The sequence below is a fragment of the Brevibacillus nitrificans genome (assembly GCF_003710965.1).
Taxonomy (GTDB): Bacteria; Bacillota; Bacilli; order Brevibacillales; family Brevibacillaceae; genus Brevibacillus; species Brevibacillus centrosporus.
In genome coordinates this window covers 523,448-545,578 of the sequence record NZ_RHHU01000010.1, presented here as the reverse complement: position 1 = coordinate 545,578, position 22,131 = coordinate 523,448, and the positions used below count along the sequence as shown (strand labels likewise).

The following is a 22,131-nucleotide window of genomic DNA, read 5'->3' as shown; positions in this document are numbered from 1 at the left end:
TTTTTTGTCTATGCGTCTCTCTTTAGCCTTGCAGCTTTGCTTTTACACTCTCGATGACGGTGCGCCAAATGGCAGTATCGGTTGTAATCTGCTGCTTGAAATCGCGATAGACATTTTTTTGCTTTTCTTCAAAATCCGGTGCATCCTTTGCAGGCAACTGGCTGCGCATGCCGGTGATCAAATCCTGAACCTCTGGTGAACGCGGCCCCCATACTGCCTTCATTTCCCCTGCCTCATCGATGAAGATGAAGATGGGAATCGCACGGGAGGTCCCGTTTGTCAAATACTGATCCATCAGCTCGAGGTTGTCATCGCGGATCAGGTAACGCAGCTCGATCTGGCTTTGCTCCGCAATCTTTTGTACGACAGGCACGTTCAGGGCCGCATCTCCACACCAGTCCGCGGTCAATACGATTCCTCTCCAGCTGCGCTTGGCAACGTCGTTCCAAACTGCCAGATCCTCTGGAGAAAACGTCAGTCCCTCATAAACGCGGGTGACTTCCTCACGATTTACCTTCATGGCTTCCACGTACTGTGCGAAAGTCATGCCTTTGTCAAACCAGGAATTGTGATCAATTGTCGCCATTGTTTTTCCCCCTAGGCATTATACTGTATAAATCGTTATTCCCAGATAGCAGATGTTCCCAAGCGATTGCGGACGTGGCGCTGCTCTGCGCTCCTGTTTTTTCCTGCTTTCTCGTTCTTCTTCCATGACGCTGCCATGGCAGAAAGCTCCATAAACCATTCCCGATCCTTGGTTGCCAGCGCGAGGTCAATCAAGTCGTACACCTGCTCCTCATCGATCAGACTGGTCTTTGCCATGGCTTCCACCCAGCTGGCTCTGGTCGCTACGACTTTGCCGAGCGTCATGTCGTTATCACTGTTGACCACATACACATGAACGGTACTCCCTGTTGAATCGACATTTTCCACAAAGCCGTGGATCAGCTCTCCCTGTTTTGTCTTGCCTCGGACCCAATCGCCTACTGCCAGTTTTTGCTCACGATTCATCATCATACCGCACCACCTTACGTGTATTTGGAAAAGTTACAGTTTGGATATCGTTCTCTCTGCTACGGCTGCTTGATTTGATCCAGTACCGATTGAATGGTGACCTGCTCTAAGTATTTCTTGTAGTGAAATTCAGCCTGGTTGAAGATCTGATCCATGACGCAATGCATTTTGGAAGAAACGACACAGGTATCTTCTGGATCCCCTGTACACCAGTGAGGCTTTAGCGTACCACTGGAGATGGTCTCGTAGATCTGGGCCAGATTCAACTCGCGCGGGTCTCGGTCCAAAATGTAGCCGCCGCCGATCCCCTCTTTGGTTCGTACGAAGCCGTGCTTTCGAAGTATACTCATGATCTTCCGGATTCTTGCCGGATTCGTACACACATTCTTCGCAATATGCTCACTGCTTGCCATGTGATCGGGAAGGTTTGCGAGCAAGGCTAAGCTGTGGACAGCAATCGTAAATTCACTATTCAAATCAGCGACTTCCTCTCCAGAAGAGTACTGTAATCTTAATGCTTACAGTTTAAAAAGTCAACGGGTCCTGACACTTGCAACTGTACGGCAAGAAGCATAAAGAAAAAAATGGCAGCAGCTGCAGGCGAGATGTCATGCACATCCTGCATGCAACAAAGCTCCCGCCGCCAGGACGAGAGCTTTCCGATTCGTTCTATTCTGTTACCGCCGTACATCCAGCAGCACTTTGCCCGTGCTTTGCCGGCTTTCCACCCACGCATGTGCATCTGCTGCTTCTTCCAGTGAAAAACGTTTGCCGATTCTGATCTGAAGTTTGCCATCGGCCAGCAAAGGAAGGACTTTTTCTGCCGTATCCTGCAATAGCTCCGGGCGTTTGGCGCGAGTCGTTCCAAAGCTGAAGCCAAGCACGGAGCGGCAGCTCGTATGCAGATCGATCGTCCGAATGGCTCCAACCTCTCCACTTGCATTGCCGAAATGGACGAGTCGTCCGTACCAGGCGAGACAATCCATACTCCGCTCAGAGACTGCTCCTGAGATGGAATCAAGGATCACATCTGCACCTGCTCCGCCAGTCAGCTCGTTTACCTTTTCCACAAAATCCTCGGTGTCGTTACAAATCACATGATCGGCACCTGCTTCCAGCGCGATGGCCGCTTTGCTCTTGGTCCCCACGGTGCCAATGACCTTGCCTGCCCCCAGCAGCTTCGCCAGCTGGATTGCTGTCGTACCGATCCCGCCGGCAGCAGCGTGAACCAGGACGGTCTCACCCGGTGAGAGACGGGCCACGTCGGCCAGCAGCTTGTAAGACGTAAACGAGACAACCGGACTTGCAGCTGCGGTATCAAAATCCATGCTGTCCGGGATGGCAAACGTCAACGCTTCACTGGCTACTACATACTCCGCGTACGTCCCGTTTGCCGGAAATGCGATGACGCGTTGGCCCGGCTGGAATCGCTGCACTTCCGAGCCGACTTGTTCAATGACCCCTGCCGCATCCAATCCAGGGACAAAAGGCAGCTTCCCTGCTCCTTTTTTTCCGTATCGAGATTTGATGTCGGCAAAATTCACGCTGGTTTTTTCGACGCGAATCAGGACTTGCTTGGGATTTGGCACCGGTTTTTCTACCTCTGCTACCTGCATGTTCTCAGGACCACCCAAGGCGGTAACTACGACAGCTCTCATGACAACTCTCCTCCCACTTGTACCTGATCCCTTTTCTTTCGTTCACCCGTTCAAAATGTTCAGGATTTCCTCTTTTTTCTGATTGTATTTCGCATCGGACAAAACCGGCTCGAAGCGTTGTCCTGGGATGGCATTCAACAAATGATGCCAGGACTTGCAGCCTTTGTACGCTTCTTCTATGAGAATCTCCACAGGCTGCTCCAGACGATAAACGCGTGCGAACAGGATATGGAGCGGCTTTTGCTTTTTCCAGTGCAAGCGCACATCCGCGAAGTTGTCCGACCAAATATGGTAGGGAGAGATCCCGCGCAGCTTCTCCTCGTCCAAAAGCTCTATGTCGTCCGTCACTTCGGCAAAGTATGCGACCTCTACCGTTTCCTGCTCCGGTGACCAGCCTTCCCATGTAGCTGCCAGCAAATCGTGATACTGCGGCTTGACCATGTCCTGCTTTTGATGCTCATAGGTCGGGTACAGGTAAAACTGGTTGTTTTCCAGTCGGAACTCCCGTGTTTCTTCATATAAACCGCCCTTGCGAATCGTGATGATCTGGTGTCCTTCGCCGAGGGCTTTGACGGCGACTGCCCATTCCTTCAGAGACAAAGGTGAGGCAGGCTGTGTGATGGTAGGCAATGACATGCAGCTCCCTTCCTATGTTGCCAATTTCTTATTGGCTCTAGTCTATCCGAATTTTCAGCTATTGAGAAGGCTTCTGAAGCAATGCGTCCACATGTTCCATCGCTTGCCGCAGCCGCTCGTGATAGCTCCCTGCGATCGATACATAGGCGATATGACGTTCCCTTAGCATCCGCTTCAGCTTTTCATTATTTTCATGGCGGACCTGGTTCTCCCCGTGCACACGCAGACCATCATCCACCCATGGCACATCCGGCTCCATGTACAGCCACAGGTCGTACTGCTGCTCTTTTGCCACCTGATCGAGTACAGAGAACGTACTCCCGGTATACAGCTCGGAGTAAAATTGGGTCACAACCGCTTCTGTATCCACGAACAGAACCTTGTTTGCCTGTTTGATCGCTTCGTATTCTTTCATTTTGTGTCCATAGGCGATGTGCGGGTAAAACTCTTCGGTCAAAATGGTTTCGCATCCGCCGACTTCTTCGCATACCGTTCTCCCGTACTCTTCCACAAAAACGGTGTTGTACAGCTTCGCCAGATAACGGGTAAGCGTCGATTTGCCGCAGCTTTCCGTGCCAACCACCACAACCTTTTTGACAAAAGTCGGCCTGACGATAGCCGGGATGTGCTCCCAATGGGTGAAGATGCCTTCTTCTCGGATACGCGTTGCCGAAATCGGCACCTGTTTCCGCTCCGCATCGAGGATGATGTGCCTCGCTTCCGGGTAGAGCTGCTGAAAAATAGGCTCGTAGGAAGTCTCTGAGCTGAAGACGTAATCGATCCGCTTGCCGATTTTCCTGCGAATATCCGCTGCACCTGCCGCCCAGTCATACGCCTCGTCTGTCTCCGCTGTATCTTCAACGGCCAGCACGTGCACATTTTCCATATCCTTCACGAGGCCAGACAGCCAGCGCAGCCTGACCTCATAAGGCATAATCTGAATGCCTGCCTTCTCGCATAGCTTGCGGTCGCGAGCCTGACTAAAGGAGAGGACGACGTACAGCTCATCGCATAAGCATGCCGCCCGGGTAATCGCATGCACATGTCCGAGATGCAGCGGCAGAAATTTTCCGCCGATAAAGCCTACCGTACCCATGCTTGCCCCTCCTTTTGCAGCAGATACTGCGATCTCCAGTTCAACCAGCCATAAACGGCATTCACCAGGTAAGCAATCCACATGACGAGGATGGAAACGTCGCTGCCATCCCCCATGAAGGCGACCAGCCACATGTAGATCGTCAGCACATCGATGATGATCCAGACGATCCATTGCTCCACCACGCGCTTCACCATAAAGATCATTGCCACAATCGAGAGAACGGCTGTCAACGAGTCGATGAGTGGAAGTGCCCCGCCCATTGCCTGCAGCACCCACGCATAGGCGACTGTGGCCGCAAGACATGTCAGGGCCCAATAGAGGCGAGTTCGGTTCGTCATGACTGCGACCCGCACGTCATGTTGTTTCTCTTCCGATACTTTGTTCCTTCGCCACAGGAGGAGTCCGATAAACTGCATCGGCAAAAAATAGAGAAGATTCAGCATGACTTCGCCGTAGTACTTTTGTCCATACGCAACGATGGCGTAAAGCACCACGTTGATGATGCCTGGATAGTAATTCCATGTCTTTCCTTTTGCCACCAGAACGACGCTGAGCATCCCGGTCAGGGAAGCGCACAGCCCGATGAACGTGTCATCCAGAGCGAAAAACAGATAGACAGTCACGACGGTAAACGTCAGCAGCCACAGTCTTTCAAACCAGCTCCAGTCAGCAAAGTACCCAGCTCTTCTTGTTCTCATAGGAATCTCTCCCGAAATGCCCTCAGGTTCTCCTGCCGGGCAGAGTGGTCCAACACGGCAAACACGATATGATCAAAATGTTTTTCATAGGCTTCCTCAAACAGCACTTGTGCAAAATAGCCCGCCACATCTTGGGCTCGATTGCGAAAAACTCCGCATCCATAAGCACCGAGGACTAGCGTTCGATGTCCGTGAAGGGCCGCTACAGTCAATATTTTTCGGATTCTCTTTCGTTATCATTTCCATCGTTTCCTGCGCGGTCATGACGCGCTTCGTACGGTTCATTCCCGTTTTCATTTTGGTTTCCTCCCCCTCTGGGATTCGAACAACATGTAGACTTTTACGTCCATTCTGGATTGAAGCGGTAGTATTTGGATGGCCGATGCCCCGCATGCTTGCGATAATGATTGGTCTCGATCACCTTGTCTGCCACCTTTCTGCGAAAAGCAGCCGCCAGCAATTCCTTGCCTAAAATGACTTCGTAAACTTGCTGCAGCTCCGTCAGCGTAAATAGCTCCGGCATGAGAGCAAAAGCGATATCGGTATACTCGATCTTGTTGCGCAGCCGCTCTAATGCATATTGGATAATCTTGGCGTGGTCAAAGGCAACCTGGTTGGTTTCCACGATTTCTCTTTCCTCACGTACGATCCTACCTGACACGGTACGCGTGATTTTGATGGTCGCTGACAGCTCCTCTGCCTCGTTCCAGAAACGCAGCTCGACCCATTTTTCCGTGATCGTTCCAGATTCAGTAGCCATCCTGTTTTCGCGCAGCCATTTGTCCTCGATGCGAAACCACTTGGCATCCTCCGCATCATCCCCCGCTCTTACTTCCAATGCTTCGCTATCAACCAGTGCCATGTACGAGGTGCTAATGACACGTGTGCGTGGATCTCTGTTTACTTCTCCCCACGTATACAGCTGCTCCAGATAAATGTTGTCGATATTGGTCTCCGTCCAGAGTTCACGCAGGGCCGCTTCTTCCAGACTTTCATCGGGAGATACGAAGCCCCCCGGCAGCGCCCACTGGCCCATGTAAGGATGATCTGCACGTTTGACGAGCAAGATCTGCAAGGACTTGGGAGAGAGCTTGCGGTAATTCGGTTCCAGCTCCTCGGCGACAGTAAAGATAAGCATATCGACGGTAACCGATGGCCGCTCAAATTGGCTCGCGTCATAACGCTGCAAAAACTGTTCCTCTGTCAATCCTTCCTTATTGGTGGGTGATGGGTTCATATGTTCAAACGCCTCCGTTCGTATACTCACTTGTTTACTTCTTTTTGTTATTATCATCTTGTTAATATCATCTTGTTGGTATGATCTTACTCTTCCTGTTTCTCCCTGTCAATAGGCTCCCGGAAAATGAGAAAACTCGTCTCCGCCAAGCTTTGTGGCGGAGCCTTTGTTGCACAAAAAAAAAGCCTCCTGCCTGGTTCATGCCAGACAGAAGGCTTCCTGTGTTCATTTCTGCTTATGCCGCTTTTGCACTTACTTCTTTCAGATATTGCTCAGCTTTTTTCTTGTCGAACTGACCTTCCCAACGAGAGATCACGACAGCAGCCAGCGAGTTTCCGACTACGTTTACAACGGTGCGCGCCATATCGAGCAGTCGGTCAACACCGGCGATGAATGCGAGACCTTCGAGCGGAATGCCCACAGATCCCAAAGTCGCCAGCAATACGACGAAGGATACACCTGGAACCCCAGCAATCCCTTTCGAGGTTACCATCAGCACCAGCATCAGTGTGATTTGCGCACTGATCGGCATGTGGATGCCATACATTTGGGCGATGAACAGCGCAGCCAGTGCCTGGTAAAGAGTCGAGCCATCGAGGTTAAATGAGTAGCCAGTCGGGATTACGAAAGACGTAATCGCTTTCGGACAGCCCAGACGCTCCATTTTCTCCATGATTTTTGGCAGTACCGTCTCCGAGCTGGAGGTGGAGTATGCCAGGAGCAGCTCGTCCTTCAAGATTCGCATGATTTGCGTGATCTTAACTCCACTGATTCGAGCAATGGTGCCCAATACGACGAGAATAAAGAACAGCATCGCCAAGTGAACCAAAATAACCAGCTTGCCTAACGGAACGAGTGAAGAAAGCCCAAACTTGGAAACGGTTACACCGATCAGAGCAAACACCCCGAATGGTGCAAAGCGCATAATTGCATTTACTACCCAGAACATGGCGTCAGCGACACCCTGGAAGAAGTGCAGGACCGGTTTTCCGCGTTCCCCTGCAGCGGCGACCCCTAAACCGAACAAGACGGAGAAGAAGATAATCGCCAGCATGTCACCACGGACAAAGGCGTCAAAAATATTTTTTGGAACAATATTTACAAAGGTATCAATCATGCTGTGACTTTGCGTCGTCTCAGCCGTCTCTACATACGAATGAATATCTGTTTTTTGCAGGTGTGACATGTCAACGCCCACACCGGGTTGGAAAATGTTTGCAGCCAGAAGCCCGACTACAATCGCAATTGTGGTAACGATTTCAAAATACAGAATCGTCTTCCCACCGATCTTCCCGAGTTTCTTGACGTCACCGACACCCGCAACACCGACGATTAACGTCGCGACCACAATCGGAATGACAATCATTTTGATCAACCGCAGGAATACATCGCCAATTGGTTGCAAATAGGTTGCCACAGCAGGATTGCCAAAGAAAATGGCGCCTACCAGGATACCCAGAATGAGACCGATGACAATTTGTATGGCTAATCCAAACCGCTTCATTCTGACACCTCACTAATAAAAATGTAATTTATATCTACACCATTCACGACAGTTTTTTGTCGAAATGTGTCGATTTCAATTCACATTCTAGCAACGAATGTTCATATTCACAATGTAAATAAATACCTTCCAGCTTATTGGTTGTGACCATATAAACCTACGTCTTTAGAATCTGGAATCATATAGAGGAACATCATATCACAAAATTTACGCACACTTTATTTTTTGCATTCTTTTTTCAATGCTGCTTTTTTTGAAAATTACTCTCGCACATGCCTTTTCTGACATTTTGAGCGAGGAGAATGCATTGTTTTCCTCTATGCAACAATGATAAAATAGATAAGATTGGATATAACCCTTTACTTATAAGAATGAGAATGGAGTCTTTTGATGACGATTCGGAAAATTTTTCTGCTCGTGTTCGTTCTGGCCATCCTATTATTTTTGCTGCCCTATTCCGTTCCTTTTGTTCTCGCTTTGGTCACCGCTATACTGCTTGAGCCCCTCGTGCTCTTTCTTATCCGAAATCTGCGCCTGAATCGCCTCGGTGCCGTCATAGGCTCCTTTCTCCTGTTTCTTTTGTCGTTTGCTGTCATCGCCTACTGGCTGGGTACGCAAATCGTTGTGCAAAGCGTAGATTTGGCGCAAAAGCTTCCCGCCTACTCGCGGCATCTGTTTGATTTTCTCGAGTCGACGTTTGGACAATGGGAGCTCTACTACGCTTCTCTGCCAAAAGAAACGGTCATCCAGATCCAGCAGGTGTTCGACAGCTTAAAAACTTCTGCCATGAATGCCGCCTCGACGATCGGCAAAGGCATTCTCGGTGCGGTCGCAACTATTCCCGGCTTTTTGATCAGCACCATTATTTTTTTGGTCGCTCTCTTTTTGATCAGTCTGGATCTCCCTCGTTTGCGCGCTGGCTTTATGCGGATGTTTACCGTCTCCGCCAGGGAAAAAATCAACGTCGTGTTCACCCAGCTTAATCGAGCTACCATCGGATTTTTACGGGCCCAAATCATTCTTAGCTTGGTAACTTTTTTGATCGCTTGGCTCGGATTGGTTATTTTGCACATCAAATACTCTGCCGTCATCGCATTATTGATTGTGCTGGTTGACATTTTGCCGATTTTGGGGACTGGCTCCTTTCTCGTTCCTTGGGCTGTCTACAACTTTTTCACGGATAAGACCCACCTCGCCATCGGACTGATCATCCTTTTTTTGGCGATTACGGTCATCCGCCGCATCATCGAGCCGAAGATTTTGGCTTCCAACCTTGGCATCAGTGCTTTGGCTGCTCTCGTCAGTCTTTTTCTCGGCTTTCAGGTTATGGGCTTCTTCGGCCTTATTCTGGGACCGGCGCTGGTCATTATTTACGAGGCACTACGCAAGGCTGGCTTCCTGAAGTTCAAAATCGATTTTTAAAAAGGAAAGCGTGACGACAAAAAAGCCAGTACAATTCCTCCTAACCGGGACTGTACTGGCTTACCTTTTGTTCATGCGTGATTGCTTACGATTCGTTCAAAGACCAATGCTCTTTCAAAAAAGTGTCTCTTCCAGACTTTTCTCGATCCTCTTTAATAGTGCTTCGGATTTTTCTTATGGTAGCCTTGATGATATTCTTCTCCGGGGTAAAAAGCGGCCGCCGGGAGAATTTGCGTAACAATCGGTTTTGAAAAACGGCCGCTTTGCTCCAGTGCGATCTTCGATTGTACCGCAGATGCATACTGTTCCTCGCTATGATAAAAAATAACAGTGCGATATTGCGTGCCCCGATCGTGAAATTGCCCTTCCGCATCCGTGGGGTCAATCTGCTGCCAATAGAGCTCAAGCAATTTTTCGTAGGGAAACTGCTCAGGATCATAGGTAATCTGTACTACCTCCACATGCCCTGTTAGTCCCATCTTGACTTCCTCATAGATGGGATGGCTCGACGTCCCTCCCATATACCCCGATAGGATCCCTCCAATCCCAGGCAACTCTTCAAACGGGGTTACCATGCACCAAAAGCATCCACCGGCAAAAGTAGCTTTTTGCATCATCTGCCATCCTTCATCCTTTTCCCACATCTATTTCCAGCTCAACAGCCGCCTAAAAATGGACCTGCTCCAACAGGTTTAGCATCGCATGCGCGACTCTCGCTTCATAGCTCTCTTTTCGCTCAAATTCATTCCACAATGCTTTGACTTCATGATGGGAAAGCGGCTGGCCCTGCATTCCCGACTGCGTATTTTGTGTATCAGCACCAGCACCAGCTGTACGGGCCCTCACGCTATCATGGAGAATGAGCATTTTCATAAGCTTTTCCATGTCCGCCTGATTGCGGATCAGATGCGGCTCCATTCGTTTGGCAAACATCCATATCTTTTCCGATGTCTGATAGTCTGTCGTCACCATTTCCACCTGCTCACCCACCTGATCATAACTAATTATATCTATTTATAACCAATAGAATCAAAATAAACAAGCTTCAAAAACATTAGACATAAATAAATATAATTAGATATGATTAATTTGTGAAAAGGAACAACTCTATGAGCATTACGCGGAAGGAAGGTAACGAGCATGTTTACAGTCGAAAAATACCAGGGAGATCGGAAAGATGCCTACCAGCTGCTCATCAAACAGCTGGAAGCCCTTCTTGCTGGCGAGACCAATCGAATCGCCAATTTGTCCAATGCTTCGGCCTTGCTCAATCAATTCTTCGAAGAGGTAAATTGGGTCGGCTTTTATTTGTATGACGGCAATGAGCTCGTGCTCGGGCCTTTTCAAGGTCTCCCCGCCTGCGTCCGCATTCCTTTGGGGAAGGGCGTTTGCGGAACGGCAGCACTCGAGCAAAGGACGGTGCTCGTCGACGATGTGCATTTGTTTCCTGGGCATATTGCCTGCGACGCAGCCTCTCAGTCAGAGATTGTCGTGCCCATTCGCAAAGACGGTGAGTTGATCGGCGTCCTCGACATCGATAGCCCGAGGAAAAGTCGTTTTGATGAAGTCGATCAAGTCTATCTCGAGCAATTTGTCCAAGCATTGCTTCCTTTTCTCTAAATAGCCGAAAGACCAGCTATCCTGCTGGTCTTTTTCACACCTGCCCCTCTTTTTATCGTGTTCCTTCGAACGCATAGAAAGGCCAGATTTTCTCCCCGTCTGCAGTCAGCTTCAGCGCTTCTGCCAGAAACGGCATCCGAGCCTTGGCATCTTCGTAGTCAGCCCACATGACCTCCATAATTTCTTCGTCAGGGTCATTGATCTGGATCGCGCCATCGATGATTTTTGCGAAAAAGGCAAAGAAAATGACATGATTCTCCCATTTTTCAAAGAACACCTCTCTCACAGAGCTCAAACCCATCACCTGAATCCTGTAGCCGGTTTCTTCCCTAACCTCCCGAATGAGAGCCTGTTCAAGCGTTTCCCCAGCTTCCACTGCTCCTCCTGGCGGCCCCCAGTAATGAGAGTCACCTTGTTTATTTTTTACCAGTAAGATTCGTCCGCCTTCATCACGGATAATGGCTGATACCACATCGACTCGCTTCAAACTGCTCTCTCCTTTTTTGTTAAACGACTGGTTGGCTCCATCACGAAAGAATGCTTTGAAGCCTCGCGTGTGGGATTGGAGCCGCGGATTCGATCTCCAACATCAAAAGTGTACTGGATCACGTGAAGTAAGAAAACCTCTATCGAGGCCTGTTCAAGGAGGAGCGACCGCGTTTTAGCGGAAAGTTTTACCGAAGTGATGCCGGTAGCTGACGCTGAGGCACTTCGTCATGCGCTCCAGAATTTATAAGCTTTACGCTTATAAATTCTTATACGTAAAAAAAAGGCCAGTCTCTCACGCGGCAGCGTGTGTTGACTGGTCTCTTCTATCGTGCTTTTTCTATGAAAAAACTGCTATTGGGCCGCTTTCTTCTGCACCCTCGCCAGCAAATCGACGAGGTGCACCGCCTCCATCTGCCCTTCCAAGCCCGCTCGTTTGATGCCTGCTTTCATTTGGAGCAGACAGCCGGGATTGGATGTGACCAGAATATCGGCTTGGGTCGCTGCCACGTGCTGCATTTTCTCATTCAGTAAATTGCCCGCCATTTCCGGCTGCACAAGGTTGTAGATGCCTGCCGAGCCACAGCAGCGGTCGCCCTCCCGCAGCTGCACATAGGTAGCTCCGGGAATGGATTGCAACAGATGAACCGGCTCTTTGGTAACCTTCATCCCGTTGCGCAAATGACAGGACGACTGGTAAGTAATCCGTTTCGATTGCGGCAGAGCGTCCCATGTCTCAGGTGCGACCAGCTCTACCAGCAGCTCGCTGATATCTTTCACGCGCTCCGCGAACCATTTCGCGTCATCGTGCCACTGCGGATCGTTTGCCAGTAGATGGTCGTACTCCTGAAGCATGGCGCCGCATCCACCCGCATTGGACACAATCACATCCACGTCTGCCTGCCGGAAAGCCGCAATGTTTTTCCGCGCCAGACCTCTCGCCTCTTCCCGTTCACCGCTATGGGCGTGCAGCGCTCCACAGCATACCTGTCCTTCGGCGATGACGACCTCGCAGCCCGCCTCGGTCAAAAGCCGTACCGTGTTGACATTCGTCTCGTTGAAGAGTACATCCATGATGCATCCGTGAAACATGCCGACACGCCTTTTCCGCTCGCCTGCAGCAGGGATGACGGTAGTGCCAAAGCTCTTCTTGAGTCCTGTTCCCGATGCTTCCGGCATGATCGCTTCCATCTCGCCCAGCTGCTTTGGAAGGATGCGCATGACCCCCAGCTTTCGCACGGCTTTTTGCACGCCTGATTTTTGGTAGAAGCGCAGCATGCTGCCCAAACGATACATGCGGTCCTGACGGGGAAACAGATGCTTGAAGGCCACTTTCCTGACCGCTTTTACCCATGTCGGATGCTCCTGTACTTCTTCGATCGCCTCTCTCGTCTGCTCGATTAGCTGACCGTAGGGAACGCCTGCAGGACAGACCGGCTCACACGCACGGCAGCCAAGGCACAGATTCATCTGGTCGACAAAGTCCTGATCCGGCTGCATGACACCATCGGCTACCGCCTTCATCAAGGCGATTCGCCCGCGGGGAGAAGCCGCCTCGTAGCCCGTTTCCCGAAAGGTCGGACAGGCGGGCTGACAAAATCCGCAGCGCATACAGTTCGATAGCTCGTTGTAATCCAGTTTCTCTATCAAGGCTTCTTTAAGCACGATTGACCACCACTCTGTTCCGCGTTTCTTTTGCGAACATTTTGCCTGGGTTGAGCAGATTGTTCGGGTCAAAGGCCTTCTTGATGCCTTTCATGACTTCGATCCCTGCTGCGCCCACCTTCCATTCCAGGTAAGGAGCCTTGACGATGCCCACACCATGCTCGCCGGTAATGGTTCCGCCCAGGTCGATCGCAGCCGCAAAGATCTCCGCAAAAGCTTCTTCTACCCGTTCGATTTCTTCGTGGTTGCGCGCATCGGTCATACAGGTGGGATGCAAGTTGCCATCACCTGCATGACCAAAGGTGCAAATATGCAGTCCATATCGCTCTGTGATTTCCTGAATAGCGGCTACCATCGGAGCGATCTCGGCACGAGGGACAGTAGCATCCTCGAGGATCGTGGTCGGACGCATCCGGGAAAGAGCCGCCAGGGCGCTTCGTCTCGCCGTCATGACATCTTCGGCTTCCTCAGGAGTTGTCGCTACCTTGATCTGAACCGCTTCATTTTTCTTGCAGATGGCCGCGATCTTCTCCATATCCTGATCCACGGTCTGCGGTTCGCCGTCCTGACCGATCAAAAGGATTGCCGCTACATCCGTAGGCAGACCGATCTGCTTGAAGTCTTCTACCACGCGAATCGTCCCTTGGTCCAAAAATTCCAGAGTACCTGGGATGATCCGATTGGCAATAATGTCAGAAACCGAGCGAGCCGCCTGCGCCATATCTGCAAACATCGCCAGCATGACGCGCTGGGTCTGCGGCTTGGGTATCAGCTTGAGGATCGCCTGAGTAATGATCGCCAGCGTTCCTTCACTGCCGACCAACAGCTTGGTCAAGTCATAGCCTGCTACGTCTTTCATCAGCTTGCCACCCGTACGGATGACCTCCCCATTCGGCAGGACGGCTTCCAGTCCGAGTACGTAATCCTTGGTCGTTCCGTACTTCAGCCCGCGAAGTCCCCCAGAATTGAGGGCGATGTTCCCGCCAATTGTCGAGATGACCATACTGCCCGGATCTGGCGGGTAAAACAAGCCTCGTGCTTCGACTGCCTGATGGATATCCGAGGTGCGCACACCAGGCTGTACGGTGATCGTCAGGTTCTGCTCGTCGATTTCCAGGATCTGATTCATCCGGCTCAAAACGAGCACGATTCCCCCTCCGACCGGAATGGTTCCGGCGCACAGATTGGAGCCTGCTCCGCGAGTGACGATCGGGATCTGGTGCCCCGCAGCTACCCGCATGACCTGCTGCACCTCCACCGTGCTCTTCGGCATGACCACGACATCTGGCAGGGCTTGCTGCATGGGCGTCGCATCATACGAGTAGGCCACCAGCGCTTCCTGCCGATCCAGACAATACTGCTCGCCCACGATCGCACGCAGCTCGGAGCGAATGTGTTCTGGCAACATGGAAATCCTCCTCATGGATCAACTGTTCATTAGCTGTACTTTTGAATCGCTTCCCGAATCCTTCCATTGGTAAGATTCAACAGGCGCGTTGCCTCTTCCCTGCTGGTGTTCGTCAGTTTCATCAAAATCGCCGTTTTTGCGTCCCCTTTTGCCTGCTCTGCCAGCATCTCTGCTTCGGCATAGCCTACTCCGGTCACTTCCATCACGATCCGTTTTACCCGTTCCTTGAGCTTCAGGTTTGTCGCTTGAACGTTGACCATCAGATTGCCATATACCTTCCCCAGCTTGATCATCGTCGCTGTCGTCAGCATATTGAGAACCAGCTTTTGTGCGGAGCCAGCCTTGAGGCGAGTGGAGCCTGTCAACACCTCAGGTCCCACGACAACGTTGATCGCCACATCCACCCCTTTGTTAATAAAGGAAGGCTGGTTGCAGGATAGCGCAATGGTACGGGCGCCAATTCGCTGCGCTTCTTTCAAAACGCCAAGCACATAGGGAGTCCGACCGCTTGCCGCAATCCCTACCACAACATCCTTCTCGGTTACTCCGTAGTTGTGCACATCCTCTTGTCCGAGCTCAGCCGAATCTTCCGCGCCTTCGACTGCACGGATCATGGCGGATGGTCCACCAGCAATCACACCCTGCACCAGCTCCGGATCGGTACCAAAGGTCGGCGGGCATTCAGACGCATCGAGAATTCCCAGGCGTCCGCTCGTTCCCGCTCCAAAATAAAACAGTCTGCCCCCCCGCTCCATAGCTGCTACGATCAGCTCGACTGCATCGGATACTTGATCCAAAACGCGTTCTACCGCATACGGTACTTTTTTGTCTTCATCGTTCATTAACTGCACGATTCCCCGGGTACTCAAGCGGTCCAGGTCCTGAGTGCCTTCGTTTTTTCCTTCGGTGGTCAAATCTTGTAAGTTCTCCAGCTTCAATGTCTCCGAACCTCCTTTTCTATTCATGTGTGCGACCCGATGGTGTCCGCATCCTCGAGATGGCAGGATACAAAATGATCGGGTGCCAGCTCACGCACAGGTGGAGCAGCCGTTTTGCAAATCTCCATGCAATGGCGGCAGCGAGGATGGAAGGTACAACCCGATGGCGGATTTGCAGGGCTTGGCAGGTCTCCCTCCAAAATGATGCGCTGGGTCGTCACGTGTGGATTCGGAACAGGTACAGCAGATAGCAAAGCTTGCGTATAGGGATGGGTCGGTTTTTCGTACAACGACCTCTTATCCGCTACCTCCACCACTTTCCCCAAATACATGACAGCGACCCGGTCGGAAATATGGCGCACGACGCTCAGATCGTGGGAGATAAACAAATAGGTCAAATGAAATTCCTTTTGCAAATCCTGCATCAGGTTCAAAATCTGTGCCTGAATCGATACGTCCAAAGCAGAGACTGGCTCATCGGCTATGATCAGCTTTGGCCGCAAAATCAGAGCGCGGGCGATCCCGATCCTCTGGCGCTGCCCCCCGGAAAATTCATGCGGGAAGCGATCCAAATGCTGTTTGGAGAGACCCACGATCTCGATCATCTCTTCCACCTGACGGCGACGCTCCTGTGCCGTACCTATTTCATGGATGATCAACGGATCTTCTAATATCTGCCCGATCGTTTTTCGCGGATTAAGCGATGCGAACGGGTCTTGAAACACAAGCTGCATGTCGCGGCGAGTTCGTCGCAGATCCTCTTCGTTCAGCTTGCGAATGTCGTTTCCTTCAAACAAAATCTCGCCGTCGGTCGGCTCGATCAGACGCAGGATACAGCGGCCCGTCGTCGACTTTCCACAGCCAGACTCCCCTACGATGCTGACGGTTTCCCCCGGATAAACCGTGAGATTGACCCCATCTACCGCACGTACGACTTTTTCCTTGCTGAAAAAGCCTTGCTTGCTTGTGAAATGCTTCGTGAGTGATTTGATTTCCAACAGTGGTTTTGTCATTGTGCTTCCCCCTCGCTATACAGCCAGCACCGGCATTTTTGCGATTCGGAAACAGCCAACAGCTCCGGATTTTTTTGATGGCAAATATCCATCACCTGTGAGCAGCGCGGCGCAAAACGGCACCCTCGCGGCATTTCGCTCTGCAGCGGCACGGAGCCGGGAATCGCGTCCAGTCTCTCCTGATTCACGTTCACGCTCGGCATGGACTTCAATAGTCCCCTTGTGTAGGGATGCTTGGGATCGTCAAACAGCCCTTTGACGTCGGCTTCCTCCACGATCTGCCCCGCGTACATGACGATAACCCGGTGGCACATCTCCGCTACTACTCCCAAATCATGGGTAATGAGCATGATCGACGTCCCTTGCTCATCACGTACTTTTTTCATCAGCTCCAAAATCTGCGCCTGAATGGTCACATCGAGTGCCGTCGTTGGTTCATCGGCAATCAGCAGCTTTGGCTCACAGGCCATCGCCATGGCGATCATGACACGCTGACGCATCCCTCCGGACAGCTGGTGCGGGAAGTCAGAGATGATTTCATCCGCACGCGGGATGCCGACGAGCTTGAGCAGCTCGATCGCCCGCTCTTTTGCCGCTTGCTTGGACAAGCCCAGGTGGCGTCGCAGCGGCTCGCTGATCTGCTTTCCGATCGAATGCAGCGGATTGAGCGAGGTCATCGGCTCCTGAAAGATCATCGCAATCTGGTTGCCGCGGATTTTTTGCATTTCTTTATCGGAAAGGGTCAGCAGCTCCTTGTCTTGAAAGCGAATGCTGCCGCTCATTTCTACGTTTTTGCCTAATAGCTGCATGATGGACATGCTGGTTACGCTTTTCCCGCAACCTGACTCGCCGACCACCCCGACGGTTTCACCAGGCTCGACTGTGAAGCTGACTCCTTCGATTACGGTCAGCTTCTTGCCAGATTGGAGAAAAGACGTTCGCAGATTGTCGATTGTTAGCATGGCTGTCATGGGTTACTCCCCCTTTCACCTGATGCGTCGACTAGCTCGATTCCGTTCCAAAGTTGATTGTGATGCGCGATTCGCCACGAACCGATGAGTGGACTTGCAACCGGGTGCACGCGATTTGTCAGCGTGATGACAGTCGCTTCCCGCAAAGGATCAGTCCAAATCGAGGTTCCCGTAAAGCCCGTATGGCCATATGCACGCTCGGAGACCAGATCTCCCCCCGTAGAGCCAGCCGCCAGCTGATCAAGCGAGCCGCCCGTTGAGGAAGCGATCCACCCCAGCCCTCTTCGCTGTGCGGAAAAATCCGTATGCGACCTCGTAGCTAAAGACCGCAAAAGCGGATCGATATAGACCGGAGCTTTCTGTGACGTCCAGATATCCATATACCGTTCTGTATCACGAATGGTCGAAAAGAGTCCGGCATGACCGCTGATTCCGCCCAAGCCGTAGTGAGCGTTGCAATCGTGCACCGTGCCGCAGATTACGCCTTGACGCCACTTAAAATGTGCCAGCTTTTCCGTCCATTCTGTCCCTTTCGAAGGATCAGATGATGCAAGGCTCGCCAAATAGTTTTGCGCCATGTTTTGCTCGAAGCCGTTGCCGTTCTCGGTCTGCGCAATTCCGCTAATTGCGAGTGACTTGTGCTGCAGAGGAAGATAACAGGTATTCTTCATCCCACTCGGCTGAAACAAAAGACGGGTAGCGAGCACGTCCAGCTCCTCATCCCAGATCCGTTCGAGCACAAAGCCCAGCAGCATGAAGCCCAAGTCGCTGTACACGACATGACTGCCCGGATTGCTTTCCAATCTCTCTTCCTTCATCAACTGAATGTAGTCTGCTCTGCCCTGACCGATCAGAAAATACGGCCGCCAAGCAGGCAGTCCAGATGTATGGGTCAGCAAATGGACGATCTTGATTTGCGATTTGCGTTCCGTGTCCTGCCCCTCTCCCAGCTGGGGCACATGCGTCAGCAGCGAATCAAAGAGAGACAGCTTTCCGGATTGTACACTGAGCAAAACCAGCGGCAGCGTCACCATGACTTTGGTCAAGGAAGCCATGTCGTAGAGAGTCTGCGCATCGACTTGCGGCGCGTCTTCTCCCGCTCCCGTTTTTCCTTTGACGGTCGTCAGCGTGGGCGCTCCTTTTCTCATCAGACTGACAGCTGCACCCGGAAAAATCCCACGGTTCATGCCGTCCTCCAGGCTTTGCTCCATCCGAACCATCAGCTCGATACCGTTCATACCGTTTCCTCCCGCCTACTTGCCGCGATGACGCGGATCGAGAATATCGCGCACAGCATCGCCGAACATGTTGCATGCCAAAATCGTTACCGTCATCGCAAGACATGGCCAAATGATCATTCCCGGCGCCAGCTCCATGTAGCGGCGCGCTTCCGAGATCATTCCACCCCAGGATGGGTCTGGCGGCTGAATCCCTAAGCCCAAAAAGCTCAGAGCCGATTCTGTCAAAATAGCACCGGAAATCGCCAAGGAGGATTGCACCAAGAGAGGTGCCGTCACATTCGGGAAGATTTCCAGGAACAAGATTCGCTTCGTACTCGCCCCGATCGCGCGGGCGCTTTCGACGTATTCCAAATTCTTGATGGAGAGCACCGCTCCCCGAACCGTTCGCGTAAAAATAGGAATATTCACAATCCCGATCGCCATGATCGTATTGAAGGTCCCCGGTCCTAACGCTGCCACGATCGCGAGCGCCAGCAATATTTCCGGAAAGGCAAACAGCACGTCCATGCAGCGCATGATAAATCCGTCCACCCAGCGTCCAAAATATCCGGCAATCAAACCAAACAGCGTTCCAAACACGACGCTGACCAAGACAGCCGAGACCCCTACCACGAGCGATACACGCGCGCCGTAAATAATCCGGCTCAATAAATCCCGCCCGAACTGATCGGTACCGAGCATAAAATCTCCAGAGCTGCCTTCCATCCGATGGTCCTGAAACATCTGGGTCGGGTCATGCGGTGCCAAAACAGGCGCCAATGCCGCCATCAGACAGAGCAGGAGCAGCAGCACGGAACAGAAGACTGCCGTTTTATTCGCTAAAAATCGCTTTCGAAATGTGCTCATGTCGCATTCCCCTTGTCAATACTTGATACGCGGATCAATCCAGGTATAGATCAGGTCGATGAGCAGATTGACCAGGACAAATACCAGAGCGACGAAGAGTACGCCTCCCTGCACGACCGGATAATCCCGCTGATAGATTCCTTCCAAAATGTACTGACCCAATCCTGGTATCGAAAACAGCTGCTCCACGATGACTGATCCGCCCAACAGGTATCCGATTTGCATCCCAGCGATGGTCACAATCGGAATCGAGGAGTTGCGGAAAGCGTGACCGATTACGACGGTCCATTGACTGTTTCCTTTTGCACGTGCCGTACGGATAAAATCTTTGTCCATCGTTTCCAAAAAGGCAGAACGCGTCATCCGCATGACACCGGCAGCGACGACGATCCCCATCGTCACGGCTGGAAGAATAAAGACCTTGAACGCCTCCACCGGATTTTCCCAAAAGCTGACGACATCAATCGGCGGAAACCAGTTGAAATAAAGAGAGAAGCCGAGCAGCAGCAGCGTTCCTACGGCAAAGTTCGGTACGGAGATCCCCAAAAGCGTAGCGACACGGACGATAATGTCTGTCTTGGAATGCGCACGAATCGCCGAAAGAATCCCAAAAGGAATCGCAAGCACCCAACCGATCAGAACACCAAACACCGTCAGCTGCAACGTGATAGAGAAGCGCTTGATAATTTGCGGCAGGATTTCCTCACCCGAGTGCACAGAGACGCCAAAGTCACCCTTGAGCATTCCGCCAATCCAATGCAAGTATTGCGTAAGTAACGGCTGATCCAGCCCCATGCTCTTGTGCAAAGCAGCGATGGCTTCTGGCGTAGCGTTGGTGCCCAGCATGATGGATGCGGGATCGCCCGGCACCAAATGCAGGATGGTAAACACCAAAACAGAGATGCCAAACAGGATGGGAATCAGGCTGAAGATGCGTTTGATTAGATAAGATACCACTTTGGTTCCCTCCAAATTAGAAAACTTGGCTGCGCCAAGCTTTTGGCGGAGCCTTAGTTGCACTGATACTGGATAAGAATCCCGTAATTCTTATCTGTATTAGAAACTTGGCTCCGCCAGTGGCCAGGCGGAGCCTTTTATCATCCCTATGTTACTTGATGGAAGTCTTCACCAAAGAATAGACTTCGCCCGCTGCCGTTGGTGTGAAATCAATGTTGTCACGTACAGCGTAGTAGTTCTTCGGCGATGCCAGGAACAGGTTTGGCGCATCTGCTACGAGCATGGTTTGCGCTTGCTCATACAGTTTTTTGCGCTCTGCCTGATCTACTGTTCCCAATGCTTTTTCGACCAGCTCATCGTAAGCCGGGTTGGAGTAATTCCAAACGTTTGCAGATCCAGTGGTAGCGAAGAAGAAGCGCATCGAACGGTCAGCATCTACACCGGACGTGTTGCGGCCTACCATCAGGTTCATGTTCTTGGACTTCCATACCTCGATGTAGTTGCCCCACTCCAGCTGATTGATCTTCGCGTTGATTCCGATTGCTTTGAGCTGCTGCTGTACGACCTGTGCGGTTTCTACCATGTCAGGATACGTCGCAGCTGTTTCGATTTGCGTTTCAAATCCGTTCGGGAAGCCCGCTTCTGCAAGCAGCTGTTTCGCTTTTTCTACATCTGTTTTGTAAGTAGGGTAGCTCGCTGTATCCAGTGCCCAGCTGGTGATAGCTGGAGCGATTGGACCTGTCAGAGCAGCTTCGCCTTTCCAGACGGTTTGCACGATCTGGTTGCGGTCTACTGCATAGCTGATCGCTTCGCGTACTTTTGGATTGTCAAACGGCTTTTTATTCACGTTGATCCCCAAGTAGCTGTACTCCAGGGACTGATAGTTTTTCACTTGTACGCCTGGCTTGCCTTCCAAAAGCTTCGCGGAATCGGCAGAAATGGTGCTGATGTCGATTTTGCCCGAGCGAATCGCTGCCAGACGCTCTGCCTCGTCCTTCATGATTTGGAATTTGATTGTTTCTACTTTTGGTACGTCTTTATTGAAGTAATCTGGATTTTTCTTCAGCAATACGTATTGGCCAGGCTCAGCTTTTTCCATTTTGAAAGGCCCTGTACCAATTGCCTCTTTTGTCAGATCAGTCGATCCGCTTGGTACGATAGAAGCATACGCGCTCGCTGTGTTTGCAATGAAAGCTGCATCTGAATTTTTCAGCTTGAACACGATCGTCGCAGGGTCTTTCACTTCAATCGCTTCTACACTTGCGAAGTACGATTTCGCGATAGAGCCTGTGTCTGGATTCATGATACGCTCAAAGGAGAACTTCACGTCGTCAGCTGTCATGTCTTTGCCGTTGTGGAACTTCACGCCTTTGTGCAGGAACATCGTAATGGTTTTGCCATCCGGTGCGATTTCCCACTTTTCCGCCAGGTTCGGAACGATGTTCATGTTCTCGTCCAGCTTGGTCAGGCTGTCATAGATGAGCGCATATACACGTACGCTGGATGCAGCTGGAACCTTGTGCGGATCATAGCCCACTGGCTCCTGCTCGGCTGCGACAATCAGCTCTGTTTTGGCTGCCGATTGTTCTTGTGCTTGACCTTCTTGCGGCTTCGCCGGTTCCGCTGGAGCAGCTGTTCCGCCGCCGCCTGAACAAGCGGTAAGCATCAGGGATAAAGATAGGAAAAAGCCTGCCAACACTCGTTTTCTCACGATGGTA

Annotated in this window: 23 protein-coding genes and 1 pseudogene; 2 read left to right on the top strand and 22 right to left on the bottom strand. The window is 51.4% G+C overall.

Features of this window, described 5'->3' with window-relative positions:
* Positions 1 to 22: 22 nt before the first annotated feature.
* From EDM59_RS16185 to EDM59_RS16140, 10 genes are all read right to left on the bottom strand, one after another.
* A complete protein-coding gene (locus tag EDM59_RS16185; RefSeq protein ID WP_122924540.1) occupies positions 23 to 586 on the bottom strand; it encodes a thioredoxin family protein in 564 nt (187 codons plus the stop codon).
* 35 nt (positions 587 to 621) lie between these two features.
* The gene (locus EDM59_RS16180; protein WP_246011077.1) at positions 622 to 1,017 is read right to left on the bottom strand and encodes an IDEAL domain-containing protein; all 396 of its coding nucleotides are present in this window, start codon (positions 1,015 to 1,017) and stop codon (positions 622 to 624) included.
* A gap of 56 nt (positions 1,018 to 1,073) precedes the next feature.
* On the bottom strand, positions 1,074 to 1,490 hold the full coding sequence (locus EDM59_RS16175) for an RrF2 family transcriptional regulator (protein ID WP_122924539.1): 417 nt from the start codon (positions 1,488 to 1,490) through the stop codon (positions 1,074 to 1,076).
* A gap of 201 nt (positions 1,491 to 1,691) precedes the next feature.
* Complete coding sequence (locus tag EDM59_RS16170; RefSeq protein ID WP_122924538.1) at positions 1,692 to 2,672, bottom strand: quinone oxidoreductase family protein; 981 nt, start codon at positions 2,670 to 2,672, stop codon at positions 1,692 to 1,694.
* Between the two features lie 42 nt (positions 2,673 to 2,714).
* Positions 2,715 to 3,308 (bottom strand): DUF1802 family protein, encoded by a 594-nt coding sequence (locus EDM59_RS16165; protein WP_425455981.1) that lies wholly within the window; start codon positions 3,306 to 3,308, stop codon positions 2,715 to 2,717.
* 58 nt (positions 3,309 to 3,366) lie between these two features.
* Positions 3,367 to 4,404, bottom strand: coding sequence for a multifunctional transcriptional regulator/nicotinamide-nucleotide adenylyltransferase/ribosylnicotinamide kinase NadR (gene nadR / locus EDM59_RS16160; RefSeq protein ID WP_122924537.1), 1,038 nt, complete (start codon positions 4,402 to 4,404; stop codon positions 3,367 to 3,369).
* Positions 4,392 to 5,105 carry a nicotinamide riboside transporter PnuC gene (gene pnuC / locus EDM59_RS16155; RefSeq protein WP_122924536.1) on the bottom strand — a complete coding sequence of 238 codons (714 nt, stop codon included), beginning with the start codon at positions 5,103 to 5,105 and terminating at the stop codon, positions 4,392 to 4,394. The genes nadR and pnuC overlap by 13 nt, the downstream gene beginning before the upstream one ends.
* Positions 5,102 to 5,329: a TIGR02452 family protein gene (locus EDM59_RS16150; RefSeq protein WP_122924535.1), complete on the bottom strand. Its 228-nt coding sequence runs from the start codon at positions 5,327 to 5,329 to the stop codon at positions 5,102 to 5,104. Before EDM59_RS16150 ends, pnuC begins: the two co-directional genes overlap by 4 nt.
* Positions 5,330 to 5,445: 116 nt before the next feature.
* A complete protein-coding gene (locus EDM59_RS16145; protein WP_122924534.1) occupies positions 5,446 to 6,342 on the bottom strand; it encodes an NUDIX hydrolase in 897 nt (298 codons plus the stop codon).
* Between the two features lie 235 nt (positions 6,343 to 6,577).
* The gene (locus tag EDM59_RS16140) at positions 6,578 to 7,846 is read right to left on the bottom strand and encodes a cation:dicarboxylate symporter family transporter (RefSeq protein WP_122924533.1); all 1,269 of its coding nucleotides are present in this window, start codon (positions 7,844 to 7,846) and stop codon (positions 6,578 to 6,580) included.
* Positions 7,847 to 8,236: 390 nt separating this feature from the next.
* Between EDM59_RS16140 and ytvI the strand changes: the two genes are divergently transcribed.
* Complete coding sequence (gene ytvI / locus EDM59_RS16135; RefSeq protein WP_092265939.1) at positions 8,237 to 9,268, top strand: sporulation integral membrane protein YtvI; 1,032 nt, start codon at positions 8,237 to 8,239, stop codon at positions 9,266 to 9,268.
* 85 nt (positions 9,269 to 9,353) lie between these two features.
* Here ytvI and msrA read toward each other — a convergent pair.
* Together msrA and EDM59_RS16125 are read right to left on the bottom strand one after the other, a co-directional pair.
* A pseudogene (msrA, locus tag EDM59_RS16130) lies at positions 9,354 to 9,882 on the bottom strand (peptide-methionine (S)-S-oxide reductase MsrA).
* Positions 9,883 to 9,934: 52 nt separating this feature from the next.
* Positions 9,935 to 10,240, bottom strand: coding sequence for an HD domain-containing protein (locus tag EDM59_RS16125; protein ID WP_246011110.1), 306 nt, complete (start codon positions 10,238 to 10,240; stop codon positions 9,935 to 9,937).
* 168 nt (positions 10,241 to 10,408) lie between these two features.
* Between EDM59_RS16125 and EDM59_RS16120 the strand changes: the two genes are divergently transcribed.
* Positions 10,409 to 10,888, top strand: a complete 480-nt coding sequence (locus EDM59_RS16120; RefSeq protein WP_122924531.1) for a GAF domain-containing protein — start codon at positions 10,409 to 10,411, stop codon at positions 10,886 to 10,888.
* Between the two features lie 52 nt (positions 10,889 to 10,940).
* Here EDM59_RS16120 and EDM59_RS16115 read toward each other — a convergent pair whose 3' ends face one another.
* From EDM59_RS16115 to EDM59_RS16070, 10 genes are all read right to left on the bottom strand, one after another.
* Positions 10,941 to 11,375 (bottom strand): NUDIX hydrolase, encoded by a 435-nt coding sequence (locus tag EDM59_RS16115; protein ID WP_122924530.1) that lies wholly within the window; start codon positions 11,373 to 11,375, stop codon positions 10,941 to 10,943.
* Positions 11,376 to 11,728: 353 nt separating this feature from the next.
* The gene (locus EDM59_RS16110; protein WP_122924529.1) at positions 11,729 to 13,039 is read right to left on the bottom strand and encodes a (Fe-S)-binding protein; all 1,311 of its coding nucleotides are present in this window, start codon (positions 13,037 to 13,039) and stop codon (positions 11,729 to 11,731) included.
* A complete protein-coding gene (locus EDM59_RS16105) occupies positions 13,032 to 14,447 on the bottom strand; it encodes an FAD-binding oxidoreductase (RefSeq protein WP_122924528.1) in 1,416 nt (471 codons plus the stop codon). The genes EDM59_RS16110 and EDM59_RS16105 overlap by 8 nt, the downstream gene beginning before the upstream one ends.
* A 29-nt stretch (positions 14,448 to 14,476) precedes the next feature.
* Entirely contained in the window at positions 14,477 to 15,385 is a 909-nt protein-coding gene (gene murQ / locus EDM59_RS16100) for an N-acetylmuramic acid 6-phosphate etherase (RefSeq protein WP_122924527.1), read from the bottom strand.
* 23 nt (positions 15,386 to 15,408) lie between these two features.
* Positions 15,409 to 16,398: an ABC transporter ATP-binding protein gene (locus tag EDM59_RS16095; RefSeq protein ID WP_122924526.1), complete on the bottom strand. Its 990-nt coding sequence runs from the start codon at positions 16,396 to 16,398 to the stop codon at positions 15,409 to 15,411.
* Positions 16,395 to 17,369, bottom strand: a complete 975-nt coding sequence (locus EDM59_RS16090; protein ID WP_122924525.1) for an ABC transporter ATP-binding protein — start codon at positions 17,367 to 17,369, stop codon at positions 16,395 to 16,397. Before EDM59_RS16090 ends, EDM59_RS16095 begins: the two co-directional genes overlap by 4 nt.
* Positions 17,366 to 18,607, bottom strand: a complete 1,242-nt coding sequence (locus EDM59_RS16085) for a serine hydrolase domain-containing protein (RefSeq protein WP_122924524.1) — start codon at positions 18,605 to 18,607, stop codon at positions 17,366 to 17,368. Before EDM59_RS16085 ends, EDM59_RS16090 begins: the two co-directional genes overlap by 4 nt.
* A 15-nt stretch (positions 18,608 to 18,622) precedes the next feature.
* Positions 18,623 to 19,456, bottom strand: coding sequence for an ABC transporter permease (locus tag EDM59_RS16080; protein ID WP_122924523.1), 834 nt, complete (start codon positions 19,454 to 19,456; stop codon positions 18,623 to 18,625).
* 15 nt (positions 19,457 to 19,471) lie between these two features.
* The gene (locus EDM59_RS16075) at positions 19,472 to 20,413 is read right to left on the bottom strand and encodes an ABC transporter permease (protein WP_122924522.1); all 942 of its coding nucleotides are present in this window, start codon (positions 20,411 to 20,413) and stop codon (positions 19,472 to 19,474) included.
* 151 nt (positions 20,414 to 20,564) lie between these two features.
* Complete coding sequence (locus EDM59_RS16070) at positions 20,565 to 22,124, bottom strand: ABC transporter substrate-binding protein (protein WP_122924521.1); 1,560 nt, start codon at positions 22,122 to 22,124, stop codon at positions 20,565 to 20,567.
* Between the last annotated feature and the right edge of the window lie 7 nt (positions 22,125 to 22,131).